15 protein-coding genes are annotated in these 20,918 nt (G+C 72.9%); 3 read left to right on the top strand and 12 right to left on the bottom strand.

The features are described 5' to 3' along the window. Positions 1-14: 14 nt before the first annotated feature. The gene (locus ACZ7DE_RS24690; protein WP_470764663.1) at positions 15-815 is read right to left on the bottom strand and encodes a crotonase/enoyl-CoA hydratase family protein; all 801 of its coding nucleotides are present in this window, start codon (positions 813-815) and stop codon (positions 15-17) included. A 176-nt stretch (positions 816-991) separates the two neighbouring features. Here ACZ7DE_RS24690 and ACZ7DE_RS24685 point away from each other — a divergent pair, with 176 nt between their 5' ends. Then, on the top strand, positions 992-2,596 hold the full coding sequence (locus ACZ7DE_RS24685; protein WP_470764661.1) for an acyl-CoA synthetase: 1,605 nt from the start codon (positions 992-994) through the stop codon (positions 2,594-2,596). Between the two features lie 58 nt (positions 2,597-2,654). Here ACZ7DE_RS24685 and ACZ7DE_RS24680 read toward each other — a convergent pair whose 3' ends face one another. Beyond that, positions 2,655-3,524: an alpha/beta fold hydrolase gene (locus ACZ7DE_RS24680; RefSeq protein ID WP_470764659.1), complete on the bottom strand. Its 870-nt coding sequence runs from the start codon at positions 3,522-3,524 to the stop codon at positions 2,655-2,657. 168 nt (positions 3,525-3,692) lie between these two features. Between ACZ7DE_RS24680 and paaK the strand changes: the two genes are divergently transcribed. After that, positions 3,693-4,994 carry a phenylacetate--CoA ligase PaaK gene (gene paaK, locus ACZ7DE_RS24675; protein ID WP_470764657.1) on the top strand — a complete coding sequence of 434 codons (1,302 nt, stop codon included), beginning with the start codon at positions 3,693-3,695 and terminating at the stop codon, positions 4,992-4,994. Positions 4,995-5,099: 105 nt separating this feature from the next. Here the strand turns inward: paaK and ACZ7DE_RS24670 are convergent, their stop codons facing one another. The 8 genes from ACZ7DE_RS24670 to ACZ7DE_RS24635 form a co-directional block, all read right to left on the bottom strand. Next, the gene (locus tag ACZ7DE_RS24670; RefSeq protein ID WP_470764655.1) at positions 5,100-6,596 is read right to left on the bottom strand and encodes a fatty acyl-CoA synthetase; all 1,497 of its coding nucleotides are present in this window, start codon (positions 6,594-6,596) and stop codon (positions 5,100-5,102) included. A 147-nt stretch (positions 6,597-6,743) separates the two neighbouring features. Next, the gene (locus ACZ7DE_RS24665) at positions 6,744-8,297 is read right to left on the bottom strand and encodes an acyl-CoA synthetase (protein ID WP_470764653.1); all 1,554 of its coding nucleotides are present in this window, start codon (positions 8,295-8,297) and stop codon (positions 6,744-6,746) included. After that, the gene (locus ACZ7DE_RS24660; protein ID WP_470764651.1) at positions 8,294-9,403 is read right to left on the bottom strand and encodes an NAD(P)H-dependent flavin oxidoreductase; all 1,110 of its coding nucleotides are present in this window, start codon (positions 9,401-9,403) and stop codon (positions 8,294-8,296) included. The genes ACZ7DE_RS24665 and ACZ7DE_RS24660 overlap by 4 nt, the downstream gene beginning before the upstream one ends. Positions 9,404-9,457: 54 nt before the next feature. Next, positions 9,458-11,113: a phytoene desaturase family protein gene (locus ACZ7DE_RS24655; RefSeq protein WP_470764649.1), complete on the bottom strand. Its 1,656-nt coding sequence runs from the start codon at positions 11,111-11,113 to the stop codon at positions 9,458-9,460. Between the two features lie 150 nt (positions 11,114-11,263). Beyond that, a complete protein-coding gene (locus ACZ7DE_RS24650) occupies positions 11,264-13,495 on the bottom strand; it encodes a serine/threonine-protein kinase (RefSeq protein WP_470764647.1) in 2,232 nt (743 codons plus the stop codon). A gap of 58 nt (positions 13,496-13,553) precedes the next feature. Continuing rightward, positions 13,554-14,399: an oxygenase MpaB family protein gene (locus tag ACZ7DE_RS24645; RefSeq protein ID WP_470764646.1), complete on the bottom strand. Its 846-nt coding sequence runs from the start codon at positions 14,397-14,399 to the stop codon at positions 13,554-13,556. A 6-nt stretch (positions 14,400-14,405) separates the two neighbouring features. Beyond that, entirely contained in the window at positions 14,406-15,584 is a 1,179-nt protein-coding gene (locus ACZ7DE_RS24640) for an acyl-CoA dehydrogenase family protein (RefSeq protein WP_470764645.1), read from the bottom strand. A 343-nt stretch (positions 15,585-15,927) separates the two neighbouring features. Continuing rightward, complete coding sequence (locus tag ACZ7DE_RS24635) at positions 15,928-16,302, bottom strand: four-helix bundle copper-binding protein (protein ID WP_470764644.1); 375 nt, start codon at positions 16,300-16,302, stop codon at positions 15,928-15,930. A 150-nt stretch (positions 16,303-16,452) separates the two neighbouring features. On the opposite strand from ACZ7DE_RS24635, the gene ACZ7DE_RS24630 reads away from it, so the two are divergent. After that, on the top strand, positions 16,453-16,818 hold the full coding sequence (locus ACZ7DE_RS24630; RefSeq protein ID WP_470764643.1) for a DUF6479 family protein: 366 nt from the start codon (positions 16,453-16,455) through the stop codon (positions 16,816-16,818). Positions 16,819-17,004: 186 nt separating this feature from the next. Here ACZ7DE_RS24630 and ACZ7DE_RS24625 read toward each other — a convergent pair whose 3' ends face one another. Together ACZ7DE_RS24625 and ACZ7DE_RS24620 are read right to left on the bottom strand one after the other, a co-directional pair. Next, a complete protein-coding gene (locus ACZ7DE_RS24625) occupies positions 17,005-17,865 on the bottom strand; it encodes a fructosamine kinase family protein (protein WP_470764641.1) in 861 nt (286 codons plus the stop codon). A 498-nt stretch (positions 17,866-18,363) separates the two neighbouring features. Continuing rightward, on the bottom strand, positions 18,364-20,751 hold the full coding sequence (locus ACZ7DE_RS24620) for an ATP-binding cassette domain-containing protein (RefSeq protein ID WP_470764639.1): 2,388 nt from the start codon (positions 20,749-20,751) through the stop codon (positions 18,364-18,366). Positions 20,752-20,918: the final 167 nt, after the last annotated feature.

Below are 20,918 nucleotides of genomic sequence, written 5' to 3'. Positions count from 1 at the left end.
CGGGGCCTGAGAGGTCAGGCCCGCCTGTAGACGGGCGGGCGCTTCTCCGCGAAGGCACGGGCGCCTTCCTTGGCGTCTGCGGTGTCGAACACCGGCCAGCCGCGGGCGAGTTCGGCGGCGAGACCTTCGGTCTCGGTGAGGTCGGCGCTCTCGTACACCGACGCCTTGACGGCCTCGACGGCCAGCGGGCCGCAGGCGTTGACGCGTTCGGCGATCTCCAGGGCCTTGTCCAGGGCGGTCCCGTCGGGGACGACGTGTCCGATCAGTCCGACGGCCGCGGCCTCCCGTGCGCTGTAGGGCCGTCCCGTGAGCAGCATCTCCAGGGCGTGGGTGCGCGGGATCTGCCGTGGCAGGCGGACCGTGGAGCCGCCGATGGGGAACAGACCGCGTCTGACCTCGAAGAGGCCGAAGGTGGCGGACTCGCCCGCGACGCGGATGTCGGTGCCCTGGAGCATCTCGGTGCCGCCCGCCACGCAGTGCCCCTCGACGGCGGCGATCACGGGCTTGCGCGGCCGGTGGTGGCGCAGCATGGCCTTCCAGTGCAGGTCGGGGTCGGCCTTGAGCCGGTCGCGGTACTGCTCGCCCTCCATGCCCTTGCCGGCCAGGGCCTTGAGGTCCATGCCGGCGCAGAAGGAGCCGCCCGCGCCGGTGAACACGATCGAGCGGACCGAGTCGTCCTCGTCGGCCTCGATCCAGCCGTCGTAGAGGCCGACGAGCATGGCCAGCGAGAGCGCGTTCCTGGCCTCCGGCCTGTTGAGCGTGAGCACGAGCGTGGCGCCCTCGCGCTGCACGGTGAGGTGTTCGGTACCGCCCATCGCACATCTCCCCTCGGAAAGAACGAGAACAGGTTGCAGGAGGCGTGATGGCAGTTCAAGGGTTTTCTGACAGACAGTCAGATTTATTGGCGCCGACCCTTCCCACTTGCCGCGCCCTTTGCTCTGATGACCGGCGAACCGTCGACAGAACCAGGCCCCGGAGGTCAGGAGGAGCGGTGGAGTACAACCTTGCCGACCTGTTCGAGTCGGTCGTCGACGTGGCGGCGGACCGCGAGGCGCTCGTGTACGTCGACCATCCCGGCACGGGCGCGGAACGCCGGCTGACGTACGCGGAGCTGGACGCCGCCGCCAACCGCATCGGCCACCACCTCCTCGACAGCGGGATCCGTCCCGGCGAGCACCTCGGGCTGCACCTGTACAACGGCGTGGAGTACCTGCAGACGGTGCTGGGCTGCCTGAAGGCGCGCATCGTGCCCGTCAACGTCAACTACCGTTATGTGGAAGAGGAGTTGGTCTATCTCTACCGGGACGCGGATCTGGTCGCGCTCGTCTTCGATGCGGAGTTCACGGACCGGGTGGCGGCTGCCCTGCCGCAGACCCCGGCCCTGCGGCACCTGATACGGGTCGGGCCCGCGGGCGGGGGCATCACCTCGTTCTCCGAGGCCGAGGCGAGCGGTTCGCCCGGGCGCGGGTTCCCGGCCCGCTCGGGCGACGACCAGTTCATCATCTACACCGGCGGGACGACCGGCATGCCCAAGGGCGTGATGTGGCGTCAGGAGGACCTGTTCTTCGCGGGGCTCGGCGGCGGCTCGCCCACGGGCGAGCCGGTGGGCAAGCCGCAGGAGATCGCCGAGCGGGTCGCTGCCGGCGGTACGGGGATCACCTTCTTCCCCACTCCCCCGCTGATGCACGGCACCTCCACGCTCACCGCGTTCATCGGCTTCAACTTCGGCCAACGCGTCGTGATCCACCGCAAGTTCGTGCCCGAGGAAGTGGTGCGGACGATCGAGAAGGAGAAGGTCACCAGCATCTCCCTGGTGGGTGACGCGATGCTGCGGCCGCTGATCGACGCGCTCGAGGGACCGATGAGGGGGTCGGACTGCTCGTCGGTGTTCAGCGTGTCCTCGTCCGGGGCGATCATGTCGGACACGGTCCGCCGCCAGTTCCGGGCGCTGATGCCGAACGCGATGCTGCTGAACAACTTCGGCTCCTCGGAGTCCGGCTTCAACGGCACGGCCACGGAGGACTCCGGGCCCGAGCGCGGCTTCCGCGTCCGGGTCAACTCGCGCACCCGGGTGGTCGATCCGGCCACGCACGAGCCGGTGGCGGCGGGCGAGGTCGGCCGGGTCGCCCAGTGCGGCCACGTCCCCCTCGGCTACTACAACGACCCGGCGAAAACGACCGAGACCTTCTTCGAGAAGGACGGCGAGCGCTGGGTGCTGCTCGGCGACATGGCGACCGTGGACGAGGACGGGGTGGTCGTCGTCCTGGGGCGCGGCTCGCAGTGCATCAACACCGGGGGCGAGAAGGTGTACCCCGAGGAGGTCGAGCAGGCGCTGAAGGCGCATCCGGACGTGTACGACGCCCTGGTGGCGGGGGTGCCGGACGCCACGTGGGGCAACCATGTGGCAGCGGTGGTGCAGGTGCGCCTCGGCGCCCCGCCGCCGTCCCTGGAGGACATCCAGAGTCACTGCCGCACCCGGCTCGCCGGCTACAAGATCCCGCGTCAGCTGGTGCTCACGGAGTCCATCCGCCGCTCGCCGAGCGGGAAGGCGGACTACCGGTGGGCGCGGGAGGTGGCCGTCTCGGAGAGCGGCTGACCCCTCCCGGCCGCCTTCGCACCGGCCGGGGCGGCACGCCCGTTCGGCGCCCGCGGTGTCAGGTGCGTCGCACCGGATCGGCGGCCGCCCGCGGGTCCAGGAAGGCGCGGGTGCGCTCGACGAACCACTCGGGGTCGTCGAGCCACGGATAGTGGCCGGCGCCCGGCTGCACGGCGAACTCCGCGTTCGGGAAGGCGTCGGCGACCAGCCGGGCGCGTTCCGGCCGGGGGCCGCCGTCCAGCTCGCCGGCCAGGACGAGCACCGGGGCGGTCACCTCGGCCAGAGCGGTCCGCAGGGCGGGCGGGTCGAACGCGGCCGGGTCGAGGAAGCGCTCCTCCCCCTCGACGTTCGTCTGCTCGTCCGCGGCGGCCTCGTGGGCCCGGGCGGCGTCGTCCCACCTGCCGTGGAAGAAGCCTCCGACGACCGCGACGTCGGGCTCGCCCGCGCCCGCGAGCCACGCCTCGAACGCCGGGTACGCGTCGTCGAACCACGGTTCGCTGCTGCGCAGCCGCGCGGCCGCCAGCCGGTCCTCGGCCCTGGCCGGCAGGCCCAGCGCCCACGGATTGACGGTGATCAGCGCGAGCCGGGAGACCCGGTGCGGGTGCCGCGCCGCGTAGAGCAGCGCGAGACTGCCGCCCGCCGAGTGCGCCAGCACGTCGATCCGCTCCCGCCCCAGGTGGACGCGCAGCGCCTCGACGTCGTCCACCTGCCGGTCGCACCGGTACGTCGCCGGGTCCGCGGGAGGCGCGGAGCCGCCGGTGCCGCGCAGGTCGAGCAGGATCAGCCGACGGTGGGCGGCGAGACCCCCGAGGTCGCCGAGGTAGACGGAGGCTCGCATCGGGCCGCCGGGCAGGACGACGAGCGGCTCGCCCTCGCCCGACTCGCGATAGGCGAGCTCGGTCCCGTCCGGCGCGGTGAAGATCGGCATGCCCCGATTCTCGGCGCGGGCCGTGACCGCGCGCAACGCGGTTCTCCCGGGCGAAAGTCACGACCGGCCTCTTGCCCCAAGCCCGCGGGCCTGGATTACTGATCCCGAAGAAGATCGACCGAATGATCGGTCGCCCGTATTGAGATGGTTCGGCGAGGGAGACGTCCCATGACGGATGCGAGGAACGCACTGGACGAGGGCGAGCGCCTCGACGAGGCCGCCCTGCGCGCCCTGCAGCTGGAGCGCCTGCGGAACTCGCTGCGCCACGCCTACGCCGAGGTGCCCTTCTACCGCGAGTCCTTCGACAAGGCCGGCGTCCACCCCGACGACTGCCGCTCTCTCGCCGACCTGGCCCGTTTCCCCTTCACCACCAAGGCCGACCTGCGCGCGCACTACCCGTACGGCATGTTCGCCGTCCCCCGGGACCGCATCCGCCGCATCCACGCCTCCAGCGGCACCACCGGCCGGCCCACGGTCGTCGGCTACACGGAGGCCGATCTGTCCATGTGGTCGGACATGGTGGCCCGTTCGATCCGCGCCGCGGGCGGGCGGCCCGGCGACACGGTCCATGTGGCGTACGGATACGGCCTGTTCACCGGCGGCCTCGGCGCCCACTACGGGGCCGAGCGCCTCGGCTGCACGGTGGTACCCGCCTCCGGCGGCATGACGTCCCGTCAGGTCCAGCTGATCCAGGACCTCGAGCCCCGGATCATCATGGTGACCCCCTCCTACATGCTCACACTGCTCGACGAGTTCGAACGCCAGGGCGTGGACCCGCGCTCCACCTCGCTGCGCGTGGGCGTCTTCGGCGCGGAGCCGTGGACGGAGCGCATGCGCCAGGAGATCGAGGAGCGCTTCGCGATCGACGCCGTCGACATCTACGGGCTGTCGGAGGTGATCGGCCCGGGAGTCGCGCAGGAGTGCGTGGAGACCAAGGACGGGCTGCACATCTGGGAGGACCACTTCTTTCCGGAGGTGGTCGACCCGGTCACCGGCGAGGTCCTGCCGGAGGGCGAGGAGGGCGAGCTGGTCTTCACCTCGCTCACCAAGGAGGCGATGCCGGTCGTCCGTTACCGCACGCGCGACCTGACCCGCCTGCTGCCGGGCACGGCTCGGGTCTTCCGGCGGATGCGGAAGGTGACCGGGCGCAGCGACGACATGGTCATCCTGCGGGGGGTGAACCTCTTTCCCACCCAGATCGAGGAGATCGTGTTGCGCACCCCGGCCCTGGCGCCCCATTTCCAGCTCCGCCTGACCCGCGAGGGCCGCCTCGACGCCCTGACGATCCGGGCGGAGGCCCGCCCCGACGCCGGCCCCGCGGAGCGCGACGGCGCCGCGCACGCCGTCGCGGCGGCCGTGAAGGACGGCATCGGCGTCTCGGTCGACGTCGAGATCGTCGACCCGGAGTCGCTGGAGCGGTCGGTGGGCAAGATCAGGCGGATCGTGGACCTGCGGCCGCGCGAGTCGTGACCACCGCGGCGGTGCCGACGACGACCGCGGTCACGCCGGTTGCGGCGGCCGGGGACGCGGCCGCAGCCGTGCGGCGGCCGGTGGGTCAGGAGGTGGCCGGTTCGGTCAGGAGGCGAACCGGTCTCGCAGTTCGCGCTTGAGGATCTTGCCGCTGGCGTTGCGCGGCAGCTCGTCGACGAAGAGCACCCGCTTCGGGGCCTTGAAGGGGGCGAGCTTCTCTCGGGCGTGGGCGATGAGCTCCTCCTCGGAGACCTCCTCGCGCACGACGACGACCGCCGTGACCGCCTCGATCCACTTCTCGTCCGGCAGACCGATCACGGCGGCCTCGGCCACCGCGTCGTGGGTGTAGAGGGCGTCCTCGACCTGCCGTGAGGCGACCAGCACACCACCGGAGTTGATGACGTCCTTCACCCGGTCGACGATGGTGAAGAAGCCGTGGGCGTCGCGCACGGCCAGGTCGCCGGAGTGGAACCAGCCGTCACGGAAGGCCTCGGCGGTCTCCTCGGGCTTCTCCCAGTAGCCCTCGCACAGCTGCGGGGACCGGTAGACGATCTCACCGGGTGTGCCGTCAGGGACGTCCGCGCCGTCCTCGTCGACGACCCGGGCGTCCACGAAGAGGACCGTGCGGCCGCAGGAGTCCAGGCGCCCCTTGTGCTCGTCGGGAGCGAGGACGGTGGCCAGGGGGCCGATCTCGCTCTGCCCGAAGCAGTTGTAGAGGCCCATCCCGGGCAGTCGTTCGCGCAGCCGTTCCAGGACGGGCACCGGCATGATCGACGCACCGTAGTACGCCTTGCGCAGGCCGCTCAGGTCCCGGGTCGCGAAGTCGGGACGGTTCGCCAGACCGATCCACACGGTCGGCGGGGCGAAGAGGCTGTCGACCCGGTCCGCCTCGATCAGATCGAACAGCAGGTCGCCGTCGGGGGCGTCCAGGACGATGTTCGTGGCGCCGACCGCGAGGTACGGCAGCAGGAACACGTGCATCTGCGCCGAGTGGTACAGCGGGAGGCAGTGCGCGGGACGGTCGCCGGCGCTCAGGTCGAGCGCGGCGATCGCGCTCAGGTACTCGTGCACCAGGGCGCGGTGGGTCATCATCGCGCCCTTGGGCAGGGCCGTGGTCCCGGAGGTGTACAGCAGCTGCACCAGGTCCTCGGTGCGCGGTTCGGGGCCGTCGTGGGCGGGGGCCGCGGGCAGCCGGGCGAGGAGCGAGTCGTCGGCGTCGCGCAGGGCCGACGTGCGCACGCCGTCGGGGAGCCGGTCCACGAGGTCGGGATCGGCGAGCACGAGCGCGCTGCCCGACTGCTCGACGATGTACGCCAGGTCGTCGCCGGTGAGTCCGTGGTTGACGGGGACGTGGACCAGTCCCGCGCGGGCGCAGGCCAGGAACGCGATGAGATAGGCGTCGGAGTTGCGGCCGAAGGCCCCGACCCGGTCGCCGGGGGCGAGGCCCTCGGCGAGCAGGACGCTCGCCGCGCGCGAGACCGCCTCGTCGAGTTCCTCGTAGGTCCAGGTGCGGTCGCGGTACTCGACCGCGACGCGGGCCGGGGTGCGGCGGGCGCTGCGCCGCAGCACCCCGTCGACCGTGCTGCCATGTCCGGGCGTCATGACTGATGATCCTCGGGCGACGGCCGGGGCAGGTCAAGTCGCCGCCGGGCGGGCCGTCGCGCCACGGCGCCCGCCGCGCGGCTCCCCGCTCCAGCGGGCGGGGTCGCCGCAGGCCGGAGCCTGCTGCGGCGTTCGGGGGCCGCGCCGTCACACGGGGCGCGTCCGGCCCTCCCAGTACGGCTCCCGCAGCCGCCGCTTGTAGAGCTTGCCGTTGGGGTCGCGGGGCATCTCGGCGATGAAGTCGATGGACCTGGGCCGCTTGTAGCCGGCGAGCCGCTCGGCGCAGTGGTCGAGGAGGGCGGCGGCGAGGTCGGGGCCGGGCTCGCGGCCCGGCGCGGGTTCGACGACGGCCTTGACCTCCTCTCCCCAGTCGTCGTGCGGGATGCCGAAGGCGGCGGCGTCGGCCACGGCGGGGTGGGCGAGCAGCGCGGACTCGACCTCCGCCGGGTAGATGTTGACGCCGCCGGAGATGATCAGGTCGATCTTGCGGTCCCGCAGGAACAGGTAGCCGTCCTCGTCGAGCACGCCGAGGTCGCCGACGGTGAAGAAGTCGCCGATGCGGTTCTTCCGCGTCTTGTCCTCGTCCTTGTGGTAGGCGAAGCCGCCGGTGGTCATCTTCATGTACACCGTGCCGAGCTCGCCGGGCGGCAGCGGTCGGCCCTCGTCGTCGAAGACGGCCAACTCGCTGATGGGCCAGGCCTTTCCGACCGTGCCGGGTTTCTTCAGCCAGTCCTCGGCCGTGGCGAACGCGCCGCCGCCCTCGCTGGCCGCGTAGTACTCCTCCACGCACGTGCCCCACCAGTCGATCATCGCCCGCTTCACATGGTCCGGGCAGGGCGCGGCGCCGTGGATGGCGTGCCGCATGGACGACACGTCGTGGCGTGCCCGCACCTCGGCGGGGAGGGCCAGCAGGCGGTGGAACTGGGTCGGGACCATGTGGGTGTGGGTGCAGCGGTGGGCCTCGACGATGCGGAGCATCTCCTCGGGCGTCCACTTGTCCATCAGGACCAGTCGGTGGCCGATGTGCAGGGACGCGGCCGCGAACTGGAGCACCGCCGTGTGGTAGAGCGGCGAGCAGACGAGATGCACGTTGCCGTCGAAGGGCCTGATGCCGAAGATGCCGAGGAAGCCGCCCAGGTAGGCCTCCTCGGGCAGCGTTCCGGGCAGCGGGCGCCGGATGCCACGGGGGCGGCCCGTGGTGCCCGAGGTGTAGTTCATGACCCAGCCGAGGGTGCGGTCGGCGGGCGCCGACTCCGGTTGTCCGGCGAGGAGTTCGGCGTACGGCCGGAAGCCCTCGACCTCGCCGACGGCGTAGCGGTGGGTGGCGGGCAGCCCGGCCTCGTCGGCGGCCCGGCGGGCCTGGCCGCCGAACCGTTCGTGGGCGAGGAGGACCTTGGCGCCCGAGTCGGACACGATCCAGGCGATCTCCGGTCCGACGAGGTGGTGGTTGACGGGGACCAGGTAGAAGCCGGCCTGGGTGGCGGCAAGATGGGCGGTGAAGAACTCCGCCGAGTTGGGCAGGACGACGGCGAAGGCGTCGCCGCGTTCCAGGCCGGCGGCGCGCAGGCCGTGCACGAGCCGGTTGGCGGCGGCGTGCAGGCGTCCGGCGGTCCATTCCTCGCCGTCCGGGGCGATCAGGACGGTGCGGTCGGGGTCCTGGGTCGCCTGGGCCCAGAAGCCCACGGGGGGTGTGCTGGTCACTGGCCGCTCCTTCCGGCGATGCGGTTGACGCGGTCCACGGCCTGCTCGAAGCCGCGGGTGAGCTCGTCGAAGACGGCCTGGACGCTGCGGACGTCGTTCATCCGGCCGACGATCTGGCCGACGGGGGTCCCGAGCAGGGGGTCGACCTCGTACTTCTGGATGCGTGAGACGGCCTCGGCGACGAGCAGGCCCTGCAGGGGCATGGGGAGGGTGCCGGGGCCGTCGGGGCCGTCCCAGGCGTCGGTCCACTCGGTGCGCAGCTGGCGGGCGGGTTTCCCGGTCAGCGCCCGGGAGCGGACCGTGTCGCCGGAGCCGGCCGCGAGGAGCTTGCGCGTGAGGGCGGGCGAGTGCAGGTCGGCTTCGGCGGTGGTCAGCCAGACGGATCCGAGCCACACGCCCTGGGCGCCCAGCGCGAGGGCGGCGGCGACCTGCCGTCCGCTGCCGATGCCGCCGGCGGCGAGCACCGGCAGCGGGTCGACGGCCTCGACGACCTCCGGGGTGAGCACCATGGAGGCGATCTCGCCGGTGTGCCCGCCCGCCTCATAGCCCTGGGCGACGACGATGTCGATGCCGGCGTCCTTGTGCTTGCGGGCGTGCCGGGCGCTGCCGGCGAGCGCGGCGACCAGTACGCCCTGCTCGTGGGCGCGGGCGACGACGTCGGCGGGCGGGGAGCCGAGGGCGTTGGCCAGCAGCCGGATGGGGTAGTCGAAGGCGACGTCCAGCTGGCTGCGGGCGACCTGCTCCATCCACCCGGTGATCCGCCACCCGGAGGCCTCGCCCTCGGCCAGTTCGGGGACACCGTACTTGGCGAGGGTGTCCCGCACGAACTGCCGGTGGCCCTCGGGGATCATCGCCTCGACGTCGGCCTCGCTGACGCCCTCGACCTTCTTGGCCGGCATGACGACGTCGAGACCGTACGGCCTGCCGTCGACGTGGGCCTCGATCCAGTCGAGGTCGCGTTTGAGGTCGTCGGGTGCGGTGTAGCGGACCGCGCCGAGCACGCCGAAGCCACCCGCGCGGCTGATGGCCGCGGCGACGGCGGGGAACGGCGTGAAGCCGAAGACGGCGTGCTCGACTCCCAGTTGTGTGCTCAGCTCCGTCTGCATGGGCGCAGGATGCCGCAGCGACGCGGACGACGGAAGGCTTTTTCTGATACACCGTCAGATTTTGCCGCCGTGGTCCCCCGCCGCCTCCAGCACGGCCATCGCCGCGTTGTGCCCCGGCACCCCGCTCACCCCTCCGCCGCGCACCGCGCCGGCCCCGCACAGCAGCACGTTCCCGTGCCGGGTCTCCACGCCCCACCGGCCGGTGCCCTCGTCCGTGTACGGCCACGACAGTTCCCGGTGGAAGATGTTTCCGCCCGGCAGCCCGAGGTCGCGCTCCAGGTCCAGCGGCGTCCTCGCCTCGATGCAGGGGCGGCCGTCGGCGTCGGTGGCCAGGCAGTCGGCGAGGGGTTCGGCCAGCTGGGCGTCGAGCTGGGCGAGGGTCGACTTCAGCAGTTCCTCGCGCACGGCGTCGTTGTCCCGCCGGAAGAGCCGGGCGGGCGTGTGCAGCCCGAAGAGGGTCAGCGTCTGGTAGCCCCGCTCGACGAGGTCCGGGCCGAGGATCGACGGGTCGGTCAGGGAGTGGCAGTAGATCTCGGACGGCGGGGCGGCGGGCAGCTCCCCGGCGGCCGCCTGGGCGTGGGCGGCGGCGAGCTGTTCGTAGCCCTCGGCGATGTGGAAGGTGCCGGCGAACGCCTCGCGCGGGTCGACGGACGTGTCCCGCAGCCTGGGCAGCCGCTCGAGCAGCATGTTCACCTTGAGCTGGGCGCCTTCGGCGGGGGCGGGCGGCTCGTCGCCGGTGAGGGCCGCGAGCGCCTGCGGGGAGGCGTTGACCAGGACGTGCCGGGCGGCGGCGACGCCCTCGCCGTCGGCGGTGCGGTAGGCGACCTCGGCGGTGCGTCCGTCGGTGTCGATCCGTACGGCCTCGTGTCCGGTGGCGAGAACGGCGCCCGCCTCTCGTGCGGCGGCGGCCAGGGCGTCGGTGAGGGCGCCCATCCCGCCGACGGGAACGTCCCAGGCCCCGGTGCCGCCGCCGATGACGTGGTAGAGGAAGCAGCGGTTCTGCTTGAGGGAGGGGTCGTGGGCGTCGGCGAAGGTGCCGATGAGGGCGTCGGTGAGGACCACGCCCCGCACCAGGTCGTCCGCGAAGCGCTCCTCGACGGCGACGCCGATGGGCTCCTCGAACAGGATCCGCCAGGCCTCCTCGTCGTCGACCCGACGGCGAAGCTCCTCGCGGGCGGGCAGCGGTTCGGTGAGCGTGGGGAAGATCCGCTGGGCGACGCGTGCGGTCATGCCGTAGAAGCGCTCCCAGGCCGCGTACTCCCGCTCGCCGCCCGTGAGCCGCGCGAACGCCGCCCGGGTGCGGTCCGCGCCGCCGCCCACCAGGAGCCCGGTGGCACGCCCGGCGCGCTCCACCGGCGTGTACGAGGAGATGGTGCGGCCCTGGACGCGGAAGCTCAGCCCCAGATCCCGAACGATCTTCTGCGGAAGCAGGCTGACCAGGTACGAGTAGCGGGACAGCCGGGCGTCCACGCCGGCGAACGGGCGGGTGGAGACGGCGGCGCCCCCGGTGTGGTCCAGCCGCTCCAGCACCAGCACCGACCGGCCGGCCCTCGCCAGGTAGGCGGCGGCGACCAGACCGTTGTGGCCGCCGCCGACGATGACGACGTCGTAGGCGCGGCGCCCCCCGGGCCCGTCATGTCCCCCGGGCCCGTCATGTCCCCCGGGCCCGTCGTGTCCTACGTGTCCTTCGTGTCCCTCGTGTGCAGGCATGGTTCTTCGTAACACGAGCCGATCAAGGTCGGCCAGAGGTGGTCAGGGTGGCTCACCGCCGCTCACGGCCGCCGGAGCCGGACCGCCGGGAGGGTCAGCGTGCGGTGCGTCGCCTCCGGCGTCATCGGCTGGGCCGGGAGCAGGCGGGCCCTACGCGCCGTCCGCCGCCCGGCGCCGGCGGAGCGCCGAAGCCCTCCGGTACCACTCGACCGCCTCCTGGCCGCGGCCGAGCTGCTCCAGGCAGTGGGCCTCGTCGTTGCGGGCGGCGAGGGCGTCGGGGTGGTCCGGGCCCAGGGTCCGCTCGCGGGTAGCCGCCACCCGGCGGTACTCGGTCAGGGCGTCGGCCCAGCGGCCGAGCCAGCCCAGGCCGACGGCGACCTCGCGGCGGCTGACGAGGGTGTCGGGGTGGTCGGCGCCGAGCACCCGCTCCCGGATCGCGCACACGTCGCGGGACTCCGCGAGGGCCTCCTCCCAGCGGCCCAGGCGGCCGAGGTTGACACCGAGACCGTGGCGGGCGCGCAGGGTCTCGGGATGCGCCGCCCCGTTCACGCGGGTGCGGTCGCCGACCAGGTCGCGGTACAGCCGGAGCGCTTCCGCGCTGCGGCCGAGGCGGCCCAGGCTGATGCCGGTCTCGTAGCGGGCGGCGAGGGTGTCGGGATGGTCGGGGCCCAGGGCCTGTGCGCGGGCCGCGGCGACCTCGCGGTAGGTCTGCAGCGCCTCCGGCCAGCGGCCCAACCGGCCCAGGGCGTAGGCGACCTCGTAGCGGGTGACGAGCGTGTCCGGGTGGACGGGGCCCAGGACGCGGGTGCGCGCGGCGGCCACCTCGCTCGCCATCCGGTACGACTCCTCGATGCGGCCGAGCCTGCTGAGGTTGAAGGCGAGGTTGTGGCGGCAGCGCAGGGTGTCGGGGTGGTCGCGCCCGGCCGTGCGTTCACGGGCGGCCAGGACCGAGGTGTACAGCTGGTGGGCTTCGACGTGGCGGTCCAGCCGGCCGAGCACGTAGGCCATCTCCTGGCGGGTGGCCAGGGTGTCGGGGTGGTCGGCGCCGAGCGTCCGGGTGCGGGCCACGATCAGTCGACGGTACTCGCGCAGCCCCTCGTCGGCGCGGCCGGTGCGGCTGAGGGCGAAGGCGACCTCGTAGCGGCTGGCGAGGGTGTCGGGATGGTCCGGGCCGAGCAGGTGCGCGCGTTCTGCGGCGACCGCGCGGTGCACGTCCCCGGCCTCGGCCCAGCGGCCGAGGCGACCCAGGCTGAGACCGGCGCCATGTCGTGCGGCGAGCGCGGTGAGCGCCTGCGGGGACGGCGTGTGCCGCGCCGGCGCGGCGGGGACCGCGCCGAGCACCGGCCGGGGGATCCATTCGCCGGTCAGGGCGGCGCCGGCGTCCGCGGGGACGGCGCGCGGTCCGGTGCCGGCGGCCTTGTGCCCGGTGGTCATGCCCCGCGTCCAGGACGGCAGCCGGGGCTCGCGGCCTGCGGGCTCGGGCGGTCCGAGCTCGGGACGGGGGGTCACCAGGGTCGGCACGTACACCGGTGCGGTGCGGCCGGCCGCGATGCGCCGGACGACCTCACGGGCGTCGTGGGGGCGCTGTTCGGGCCGCTTCGCCAGCAGGTCCAGGATGATCCGGTCGAGGTGGCCGGGCAGGTCGGGGCGGCGCTCGCGCGGCGGCCGGGGCGGTGTGTCCCGGTGGCCGACGAGGACGGCCCAGGGGTCGTCCAGGTCGAACGGAGGGGCCCCGGTGGCCATCTCGTAGAGCACGCACCCCAGCGAGTACAGGTCGCTGCGCTGGTCGACATCCTCGCCGCCGATCTGCTCGGGCGACATGTAGTGCGGGGTGCCCATGGCGACGCCTGTGCCGGTGAGCCGGGAGGTGAAGCCGATGTCGTGGCCGAGGCGGGCGATCCCGAAGTCGCAGATCTTCACGGTGCCGTCGGCCAGCCGCACGATGTTCGCGGGCTTCAGGTCGCGGTGCACGATGCCCTGCCGATGGGTGTAGGCCAGGGCAGCGGCCACCTGGTCGGCGATCTCGACGACGTCGGGCACGGGAAGCGGCCGGCGCTCGTTGTCGTCCAGCAGCTGGCACAGGTTGCTGCCGTCCAGGAGTTCCATCACCAGGAAGAGGACGCCGTCGCTGTCGCCGAAGTCGTGGACGACGGTCACGCCGCGGTGCTGGAGCGCGGCCGCGACCCGGCCCTCGCGCCGGAACCGCTCGCGCAGGACACGCCCGAAGGACGGGTCGTGGTGCGGGCCGACCGGTTTGAGACACTTCACGGCGACCTGGCGGCCGAGGGACTCGTCACGAGCCCGCCACACCTCGCCCATGCCCCCGCGCCCGATCAGCTCGAGCAGCCGGTACCGGCCCTGGATCAGTCTGCTCTCCGCCATAGTGCGCCGCCGCCCCCGTCACGTTCCGGCCCTCCCCTGGCCCGTCCAGTATGGCGGCCTATGGCCGGACTTTGTACGGTGCCGGACGGGCTTCGGGGCCGAGCCTCGCCATGGCCCGCGGGACGTGCTGGGGTGGGAGCCGCCATCGCAGACGTGCGGGAACGCAGCGCAGCAGGGTGCCCGTGGCGCGCAGCCTGCGGGTGACGGTGGCGGGTTCCGGGGCGCGTCGGCCGTACAGCTCGTGGGCGTACGGCGGCAGCGAGGCGTACGCCAGGCGCGCCACGCGCCGCCACAGCAGGGCGCGTGCCGGGACGAGCAGCGGATGGGTCGGCGGCCGCAGCAGGAAGTCGTCCACGTCGCGTGCCTCCGCTCCGGCGGCGAGTTCGGGGCGGACCTTCTCGAAGTACGCCTCCAGTTCGGCCCGGTCGCCGGGCACGGTGTCGGGGTCGAGCCCCACCAGGCGGGCGCTGACGCGGTGTTCGCGGACGTAGCGGTCGGCGGCCGCGTCGGAGAGCGGGTAGCCGGAGCGCCGCAGGACGTGCAGGTAGGAGTCGATCTCGGCGCAGTGCACCCACAGCAGGAGGTCGGGTTCGTCGACGCCGTAGCGTTCCCCTGTGTCCGGGTCGGTCGCGGACAGCAGGCGGTGGATCTTCCGGACGCGGGCGCCGGCCTTCTCCGCGGCCTCGGTGGTGCCGTACGTGGTGGTGCCGACGAAGTCGGCGGTGCGCATCAGACGGCCCCAGGCGTCCTGCCGGAAGTCGGAGTTCTGCATGACGCCGCGCACGGCGCGGGGGTGCAGTGCCTGGAGGTAGAGGGCCCGCACTCCGGCGACCCACATCATCGGGTCGCCGTGCGTCTGCCAGGTCACGCTCGTCGGGCCGAACAGCCCCGGGTCGGCCGTCATGGCAGGCTAGCGCCGCACCCGCGGCATTCCCAGGCCGATCCAGGAAATGATCTCCCGCTGGATCTCGTTGTTGCCGCCGCCGAACGTGAAGATCACGGCGGAGCGGTAGCCGCGTTCGAGCTCGCCGTGCAGAACGGCGCCCGCCGAACCCTCCTGGAGGGCGCCGGGCGCCGCGACGACCTCCATCAGCCAGGCGTAGGCGTCCCGGCGGGCCTCGGAGCCGTAGACCTTGACCGCGGAGGCGTCCTGCGGGGTGAGGGTGCCGTTCTGGAGGGCGCCGACCATCTGCCAGTTCAGGAGCTTGAGCGCGTCGAGCTTCACATGGGTCTGGGCCAGGCGTCGGCGCACCCACGGCAGGTCGACGACCCGGCGGCCGTCGGCGAGCTTGGTCCCGGTCGCCCAGCGCTGGACGTCGTGCAGGGCGCGGATGGCCATCGTGCCGTGCGCGGCGAGGGTCACGCGTTCGTGGTTGAGCTGATTGGTGATCAGCCGCCAGCCCTGGTTCTCGGCGCCCACGCGCCGCGAGACGGGGACGCGGACGTTCTCGTAGTAGCTGGCGGTGGTGTCGTGCGAGGCGAGAGTGCGGATGACCGTGCACGAGTAGCCGGGGTCGGTGGTCGGCACCAGGAGCATGGTGATGCCCTTGTGCGGCGGGGCCTCGGGATCGGTGCGCACGGCGAGCCAGACCCAGTCGGCGGTGTCCCCGTTGGTCGTCCAGATCTTCTGCCCGTCGACGACGTACTCGTCGCCCTCTCGCACCGCGCGCGTCCTGAGCGCGGCGAGGTCGGTTCCCGCGTCGGGTTCGCTGTAGCCGATGGCGAAGTCGATCTCGCCGGCGAGGATCTTCGGCAGGAAGAACGCCTTCTGCTCGTCCGTGCCGTAGCGCATGATCGTCGGTCCGACGGTGTTCAGCGCCATCAGCGGCAGCGGCACGCCTGCCTGGGCGGCCTCGTCGAAGAAGACGAACTGCTCGATGGGCGTCAGACCGCGTCCGCCGTACTCCTTCGGCCAGCCGACGCCCAGCCAGCCGTCCTCGCCGAGCCGCCTGATGGTCTTGCGGTAGAAGCGCTTGGCGGCGACGGGGTCGGCATGCCGGGCATAGGCGTTGTCCGGCACCAACTCGGCGAAGTAGGAGCGCAGTTCGGCACGGAGCCGCAGTTGTTCGGGCGTGTGGTCGAGGTGCACGGCGCCTCCTGGCTTCCCAAGGCCGGTGTCCTGACGGCGCACACCGTAGAACGTGTTCCAGAAATTGGGAATGGCGGCGGACGCGCGAAAGGCGACCGAAGAGATCAGGGACCGGTGCCGACGAGCACCGTGAGCCGAGCACTCGGGGGCCGGCCGGAACGAGAACTGCGCCTCGAGGGCTCGGGACCGGAGCCGACGAGCACGGTGGCCCGAGGGCTCAGGGGTTGGTCGGGACGAGAGGCCGCGCCCCACGGACTCGGAACCGGAGCCGACGAGGACCGCGGCCCGCGGGCTCAGGGGCCGGTCGGGACGAGAACCGTTCCCCGTCTCGGCACGGCGGGACTCAGTACAGCGTCGCGATGAACTCGGTGCAGGCCTGGGCGCAGGCGCGGCAGGCGGCCGCACTCTCCTCGGCGCCCGGCTGTTTGTCGAAGACGTGGGCGCACTCCAGGCAGACCGTGCGGCACCACTCCAGCTGGGCGCGGATGCCGGCCTCGTCCATCCGGTTGTCCTCGGACAGCACACGGCAGGTCGCGTCGCAGACCTCCGCGCACATGATGCCCTTGCGTCGCACGAGCTCCTGGTGTTCGCTGCCGTCCGGGTCCACGAGGCTCGCGCGCAACGCGCTGGCTCGCGCGCACTCGGTGCACGCCTGGGCACAGGCGAAACGATCCTCCAGGAACCGGAAGAGTTCCTGTTGCGATGTCGTCGTAGTCACACGGGGCGGGTAGCCGCGGCTCGCGGCGCCAAACCCGACGGACCGGTTCCGGCGGCCCGCGCCGGACGCCGAGCGCGAGGTTCCGCGGACGGACGGTCACGGCTACACCCTGGCGGGTTCATGCCCCGTTCTGGGGGGTAATCAGCCGATATGACTACCGCAAGTCAACAGTTGGCCGCCGCGAGCGGCCTGCTCAGCCTGGGGTTGTTCTTCGTCGGCATGGTCGTCGTGGCCGTACTGGCCGGCAGCTTCTGGCTGGGCGCGCGTGTCAAGTCGCGCGAGCCGGCCCGGCCCCGCCCCGACGAGCAGCCGCACCTCCCGCCCGGCGGCGCGGTGCACGAGATCCGCGAGAACCGGGAACCCGACGAAGTGCCCCGCATGCCGGAGGGCGGCCGTCCCCTCACGCCGTACGAACTGACCAACATGCAGACCCGGCCGAGCACGGACAAGAAGCGCCCGCGCTGGAGCCGAGGCAGCAGCGGCTCGTTCGGCGGAGGCGGTCTGGGCGCCCACTGAACGCGGGCCGCACGGCGGTCCGGCACCGGGACCGCGCCGCCGTGCGACGTCGGAAGCGCGCCACGGTTCGACCTCGGCACTGCGCCGACCGCGTCGTCTCCGACCGGGCACTGCGCCGCCCCTGGCGTGGCCGCGTCCGCCCGGCCTCAGACCGCGTCGCAGGGCTCGGCCCCGACCTGGCGGCCCTCAGCAGGCGGCCCTCGCGATCGCCAGTGCCTGCTCCGCGTACGGGCGGCCGAACAGAACGGTGTGCACCAGGAGCGGGAAGAGCTGGTGCAGTCCGACGCGCGCGGCCCATCCGTCGGCGAGCGGGGCGGCCTCCTGGTAGCCCTCCAGCACCTGCTCCAGGTACGGACAGCCGAAGAGACGCAGCATGGCCAGGTCCGTCTCGCGGTGCCCGCCGTGGGCGGCCGGGTCGATGAGCCACGCGTCGCCGTCCGCGCCCCACAGCACGTTGCCGTCCCACAGGTCGCCGTGCAGCCGGGCGGGCGGTTCGGGCGGCCCGGCCAGGTCGGGCAGGCGCTCGCACAGGCGCTCGATCTCGGACGCCTCGGCGGCGCGCAGCGTGCCGGCGTCCACCGCCGATCGCACGTAGGGCAGCACCCGGTGTCGCGTGTACCAGACCGGCCAGTCCTCACCGGTCGCGTTGAGCATCGGGGCCCGGCCGACGTACGCGTCCCGCGGGCCGCCCGGCGGCCCGGCGCCGAACGCCGGCGCGCCGGCCTCGTGCAGGGCCGCCAGGCCCCGGCCCAGGCGACGCGCCGCCTCGACGCTCGGGACGCCCGGCGGCACCCGGTCGGTCACCAGCCACCGCTCGTCGTGTCCGTGCACCGCCGGTACGCGGACGGCCCCGGCGTCGGCCAGCCAGCGCAGCCCCGCGGCCTCGGCCGGGACCGAGCCGGAGCCGTCGGCCCGCTTGACCATCACCGACCGCCCGTCGTCGAGGACGACCTCCGTCAGCGTCCCGGAAAGCGGCCGCTCCCGACGTGGTGAGGCCCCGGTGAAGCGGGCCGCGATCTCGCCGGGAGTGGAGGGACCGGCGGTCATACGACGGAACCTTCGGAGCATGCGGGGCCGGGCTCCGACAGACGGGCGTGGACGCGGCACAGGGACACGCTGGCCAGCCTACGACGGCGCCCGCCACCGACGGGACGGACCACGGCCCGATGCCGAGCCGCCGCGGCGGGGCGTGGCCGGTGCGGCGGGGCGTGGCGTGCGGCGCCCCAGGAAGGTGAGGCGCCACCGGCCCGCCCGGCCTCGCCCGGCGCCATCGGGCCCCCGCCGGGCCTCCTCAGGCCGAACGACCGCCAGCCCGTACGACCCCGCCAGCCACCATCACCCCCGCGTCAGCCCCCTCAGGCCGACGACCGCCAAACCGCCCGGCCTCGCCCGGCACGGTGACGGCCCGGCCCGGTCAAGTGCCGTCAGCCCGTCCAGCCGCGCAGCCCCGCCACACACCACCGGGCCGCCTCAGACCCCGTTCAGGCCGCACGACCGCCAGGCCGTCCGGCCCGTCGGGCACCATCGGGGCCCCGTCAGGTGTCCTCAGGCGCCGACGTAGTCCGCGAGGTGTTCGCCCGTGAGGGTGGGGCGGGCGGCGACGAGATCGGCGGGGGTGCCCTCGAAGACGATCCGGCCGCCGTCGTGGCCGGCGCCGGGGCCGAGGTCGACGATCCAGTCTGCGTGCGCCATCACCGCCGGGTGGTGCTCGACGACGATCACCGACTTGCCGGAGTCGACGAGGCGGTCCAGCAGGCCGAGCAGTTGCTCGACGTCGGCGAGGTGGAGGCCCGTGGTCGGCTCGTCGAGGACGTAGACGCCGCCCTTCTCCGCCATGTGCGTGGCCAGCTTCAGCCGCTGGCGCTCACCGCCGGACAGCGTGGTGAGCGGCTGGCCGAGGCTCAGGTAGCCGAGCCCGACGTCGGCCAGCCGGTTCAGCACGCGGTGCGCCGCCGGGGTGCTCGCCTCGCCCGCGCCGAAGAAGTCCTCCGCCTCGGTCACCGACATCGCGAGGACCTCGCTGATGTCGCGGCCGCCGAGGCGGTACTCCAGGACCGAGGCCTGGAACCGCTTGCCCTCGCACTCCTCGCAGGTGGTGGCGACGCCCGCCATCATCGCCAGATCGGTGTAGACGACGCCGGCGCCGTTGCACGTGGGACAGGCGCCCTCGGAGTTGGCGCTGAACAGCGCCGGCTTCACTCCGTTCGCTTTGGCGAAGGCCTTGCGGATCGGGTCGAGCAGGCCGGTGTACGTGGCCGGGTTGCTGCGTCGCGAGCCGCGGATCGCGCCCTGGTCCACGGACACCACGCCCTCGCCGGCCGGGATGGACCCGTGCACCAGCGAGCTCTTGCCCGAGCCGGCCACGCCGGTGACGACGACCAGCACGCCGAGCGGGATGTCGACGTCCACGTCCTGCAGGTTGTGCGCCGACGCGCCCCGGATCTCCAGCGCGCCGGTGGGCTTGCGCACGGTCTCCTTGACGGCGGCCCGGTCGTCGAGATGGCGGCCGGTGATGGTGTCGCCGGCCCGCAGCCCTTCGACGGTCCCCTCGAAGCAGACGCTGCCGCCCCCGGCGCCGGCGCCGGGGCCGAGGTCGACGACGTGGTCGGCGATCGCGATCGTCTGCGGCTTGTGCTCCACGACGAGCACCGTGTTGCCCTTGTCGCGCAGCCGCAGCAGCAGGTCGTTCATCCGGCTGATGTCGTGCGGGTGCAGGCCCGTGGTGGGCTCGTCGAAGACGTAGGTGACGTCGGTGAGCGAGGAGCCCAGGTGGCGGATCATCTTCACGCGCTGGGCCTCGCCGCCGGAGAGCGTGCCCGAGGGGCGGTCGAGGGAGAGGTAGCCGAGGCCGATCTCCCCGAACGAGTCGAGGGTGTGCTGGAGCGCGGTGAGCAACGGCGCCACCGACGGCTCGTCGAGCCCGCGGACCCACTCGGCCAGGTCGCTGATCTGCATCGCGCAGGCGTCGGCGATGCTGACGCCCTCGATCTTCGACGACCGGGCGCCCTCGCTCAGCCGGGTGCCGTCGCACTCGGGGCAGACGGTGAACGTCATCGCCCGCTCCACGAAGGCGCGGATGTGCGGCTGCAACGCGTCGATGTCCTTGGCCAGCATCGACTTCTGGATCTTCGGGATCAGACCTTCGTACGTCAGGTTGATGCCCTCGACCTTGATCTTGGTCGGCTCCTTGTGGAGGAGGTCGTGCAGTTCCCTCTTGGTGAACTTGCTGATCGGCTTGTCCGGGTCGAAGAAGCCGCAGCCGGTGAAGATGCGTCCGTACCAGCCGTCCATGCTGTAGCCGGGGATCGTCAGCGCGCCCTCGTTGAGCGACTTGCTGTCGTCGTAGAGCTGGGTCAGGTCGATGTCGGAGACCGTGCCGCGGCCCTCGCAGCGCGTGCACATGCCGCCGGTGCGGGAGTAGGTCGCCTTCACCGCCTTCTTGTTGCCGCGCTCGACGGTGATCGCGCCGCTGGCCCGGACGGAGGCGGTGTTGAAGGAGTACGCGCTCGGCGGGCCGATGTGCGGCTGGGCGAGCCGGCTGAAGAGGATGCGCAGCATCGCGTTGGCGTCGGTGGCCGTGCCTACGGTGGAGCGCGGGTCGGAGCCGAGTCTTTGCTGGTCGACGATGATCGCCGTGGTCAGCCCGTCGAGCACGTCGACCTCGGGCCGCGCGAGGTTCGGCATGAAGCCCTGCACGAAGGCGCTGTAGGTCTCGTTGATCAGCCGCTGCGACTCCGCGGCGATCGTGTCGAACACCAGCGAGCTCTTGCCCGAACCGGAGACCCCGGTGAACACCGTCAGGCGGCGCTTGGGGATCTCGATGCTGACGTCCTTGAGGTTGTTCTCGCGCGCGCCGTGCACCCGGATCAGGCCATGGCTGTCGGCAACGTGCGGCGCAGGCGACCGCGGGTTGGTCCTGTCGGCCATGCTCATCGTCTCTCCATCCGTTGCGCGGGACCCGTCCGGTCTCCGTCGGCGTCGCCTGCAGCTCTTCTGTTCGACGCAACGCTATCCGCGGCTCGGGGGCCGGCGCTTCTCGAATCCTGATCGATGCGGTGGCGTTCAGGTTCGGACAGGCGACGGACAGTAAACGACAACGC

Source organism: Streptomyces sp. NPDC037083 (assembly GCF_055606485.1).
The sequence above is the reverse complement of the archived record's forward strand: the minus strand, read 5'-3'. Positions and strand labels throughout refer to the sequence as shown.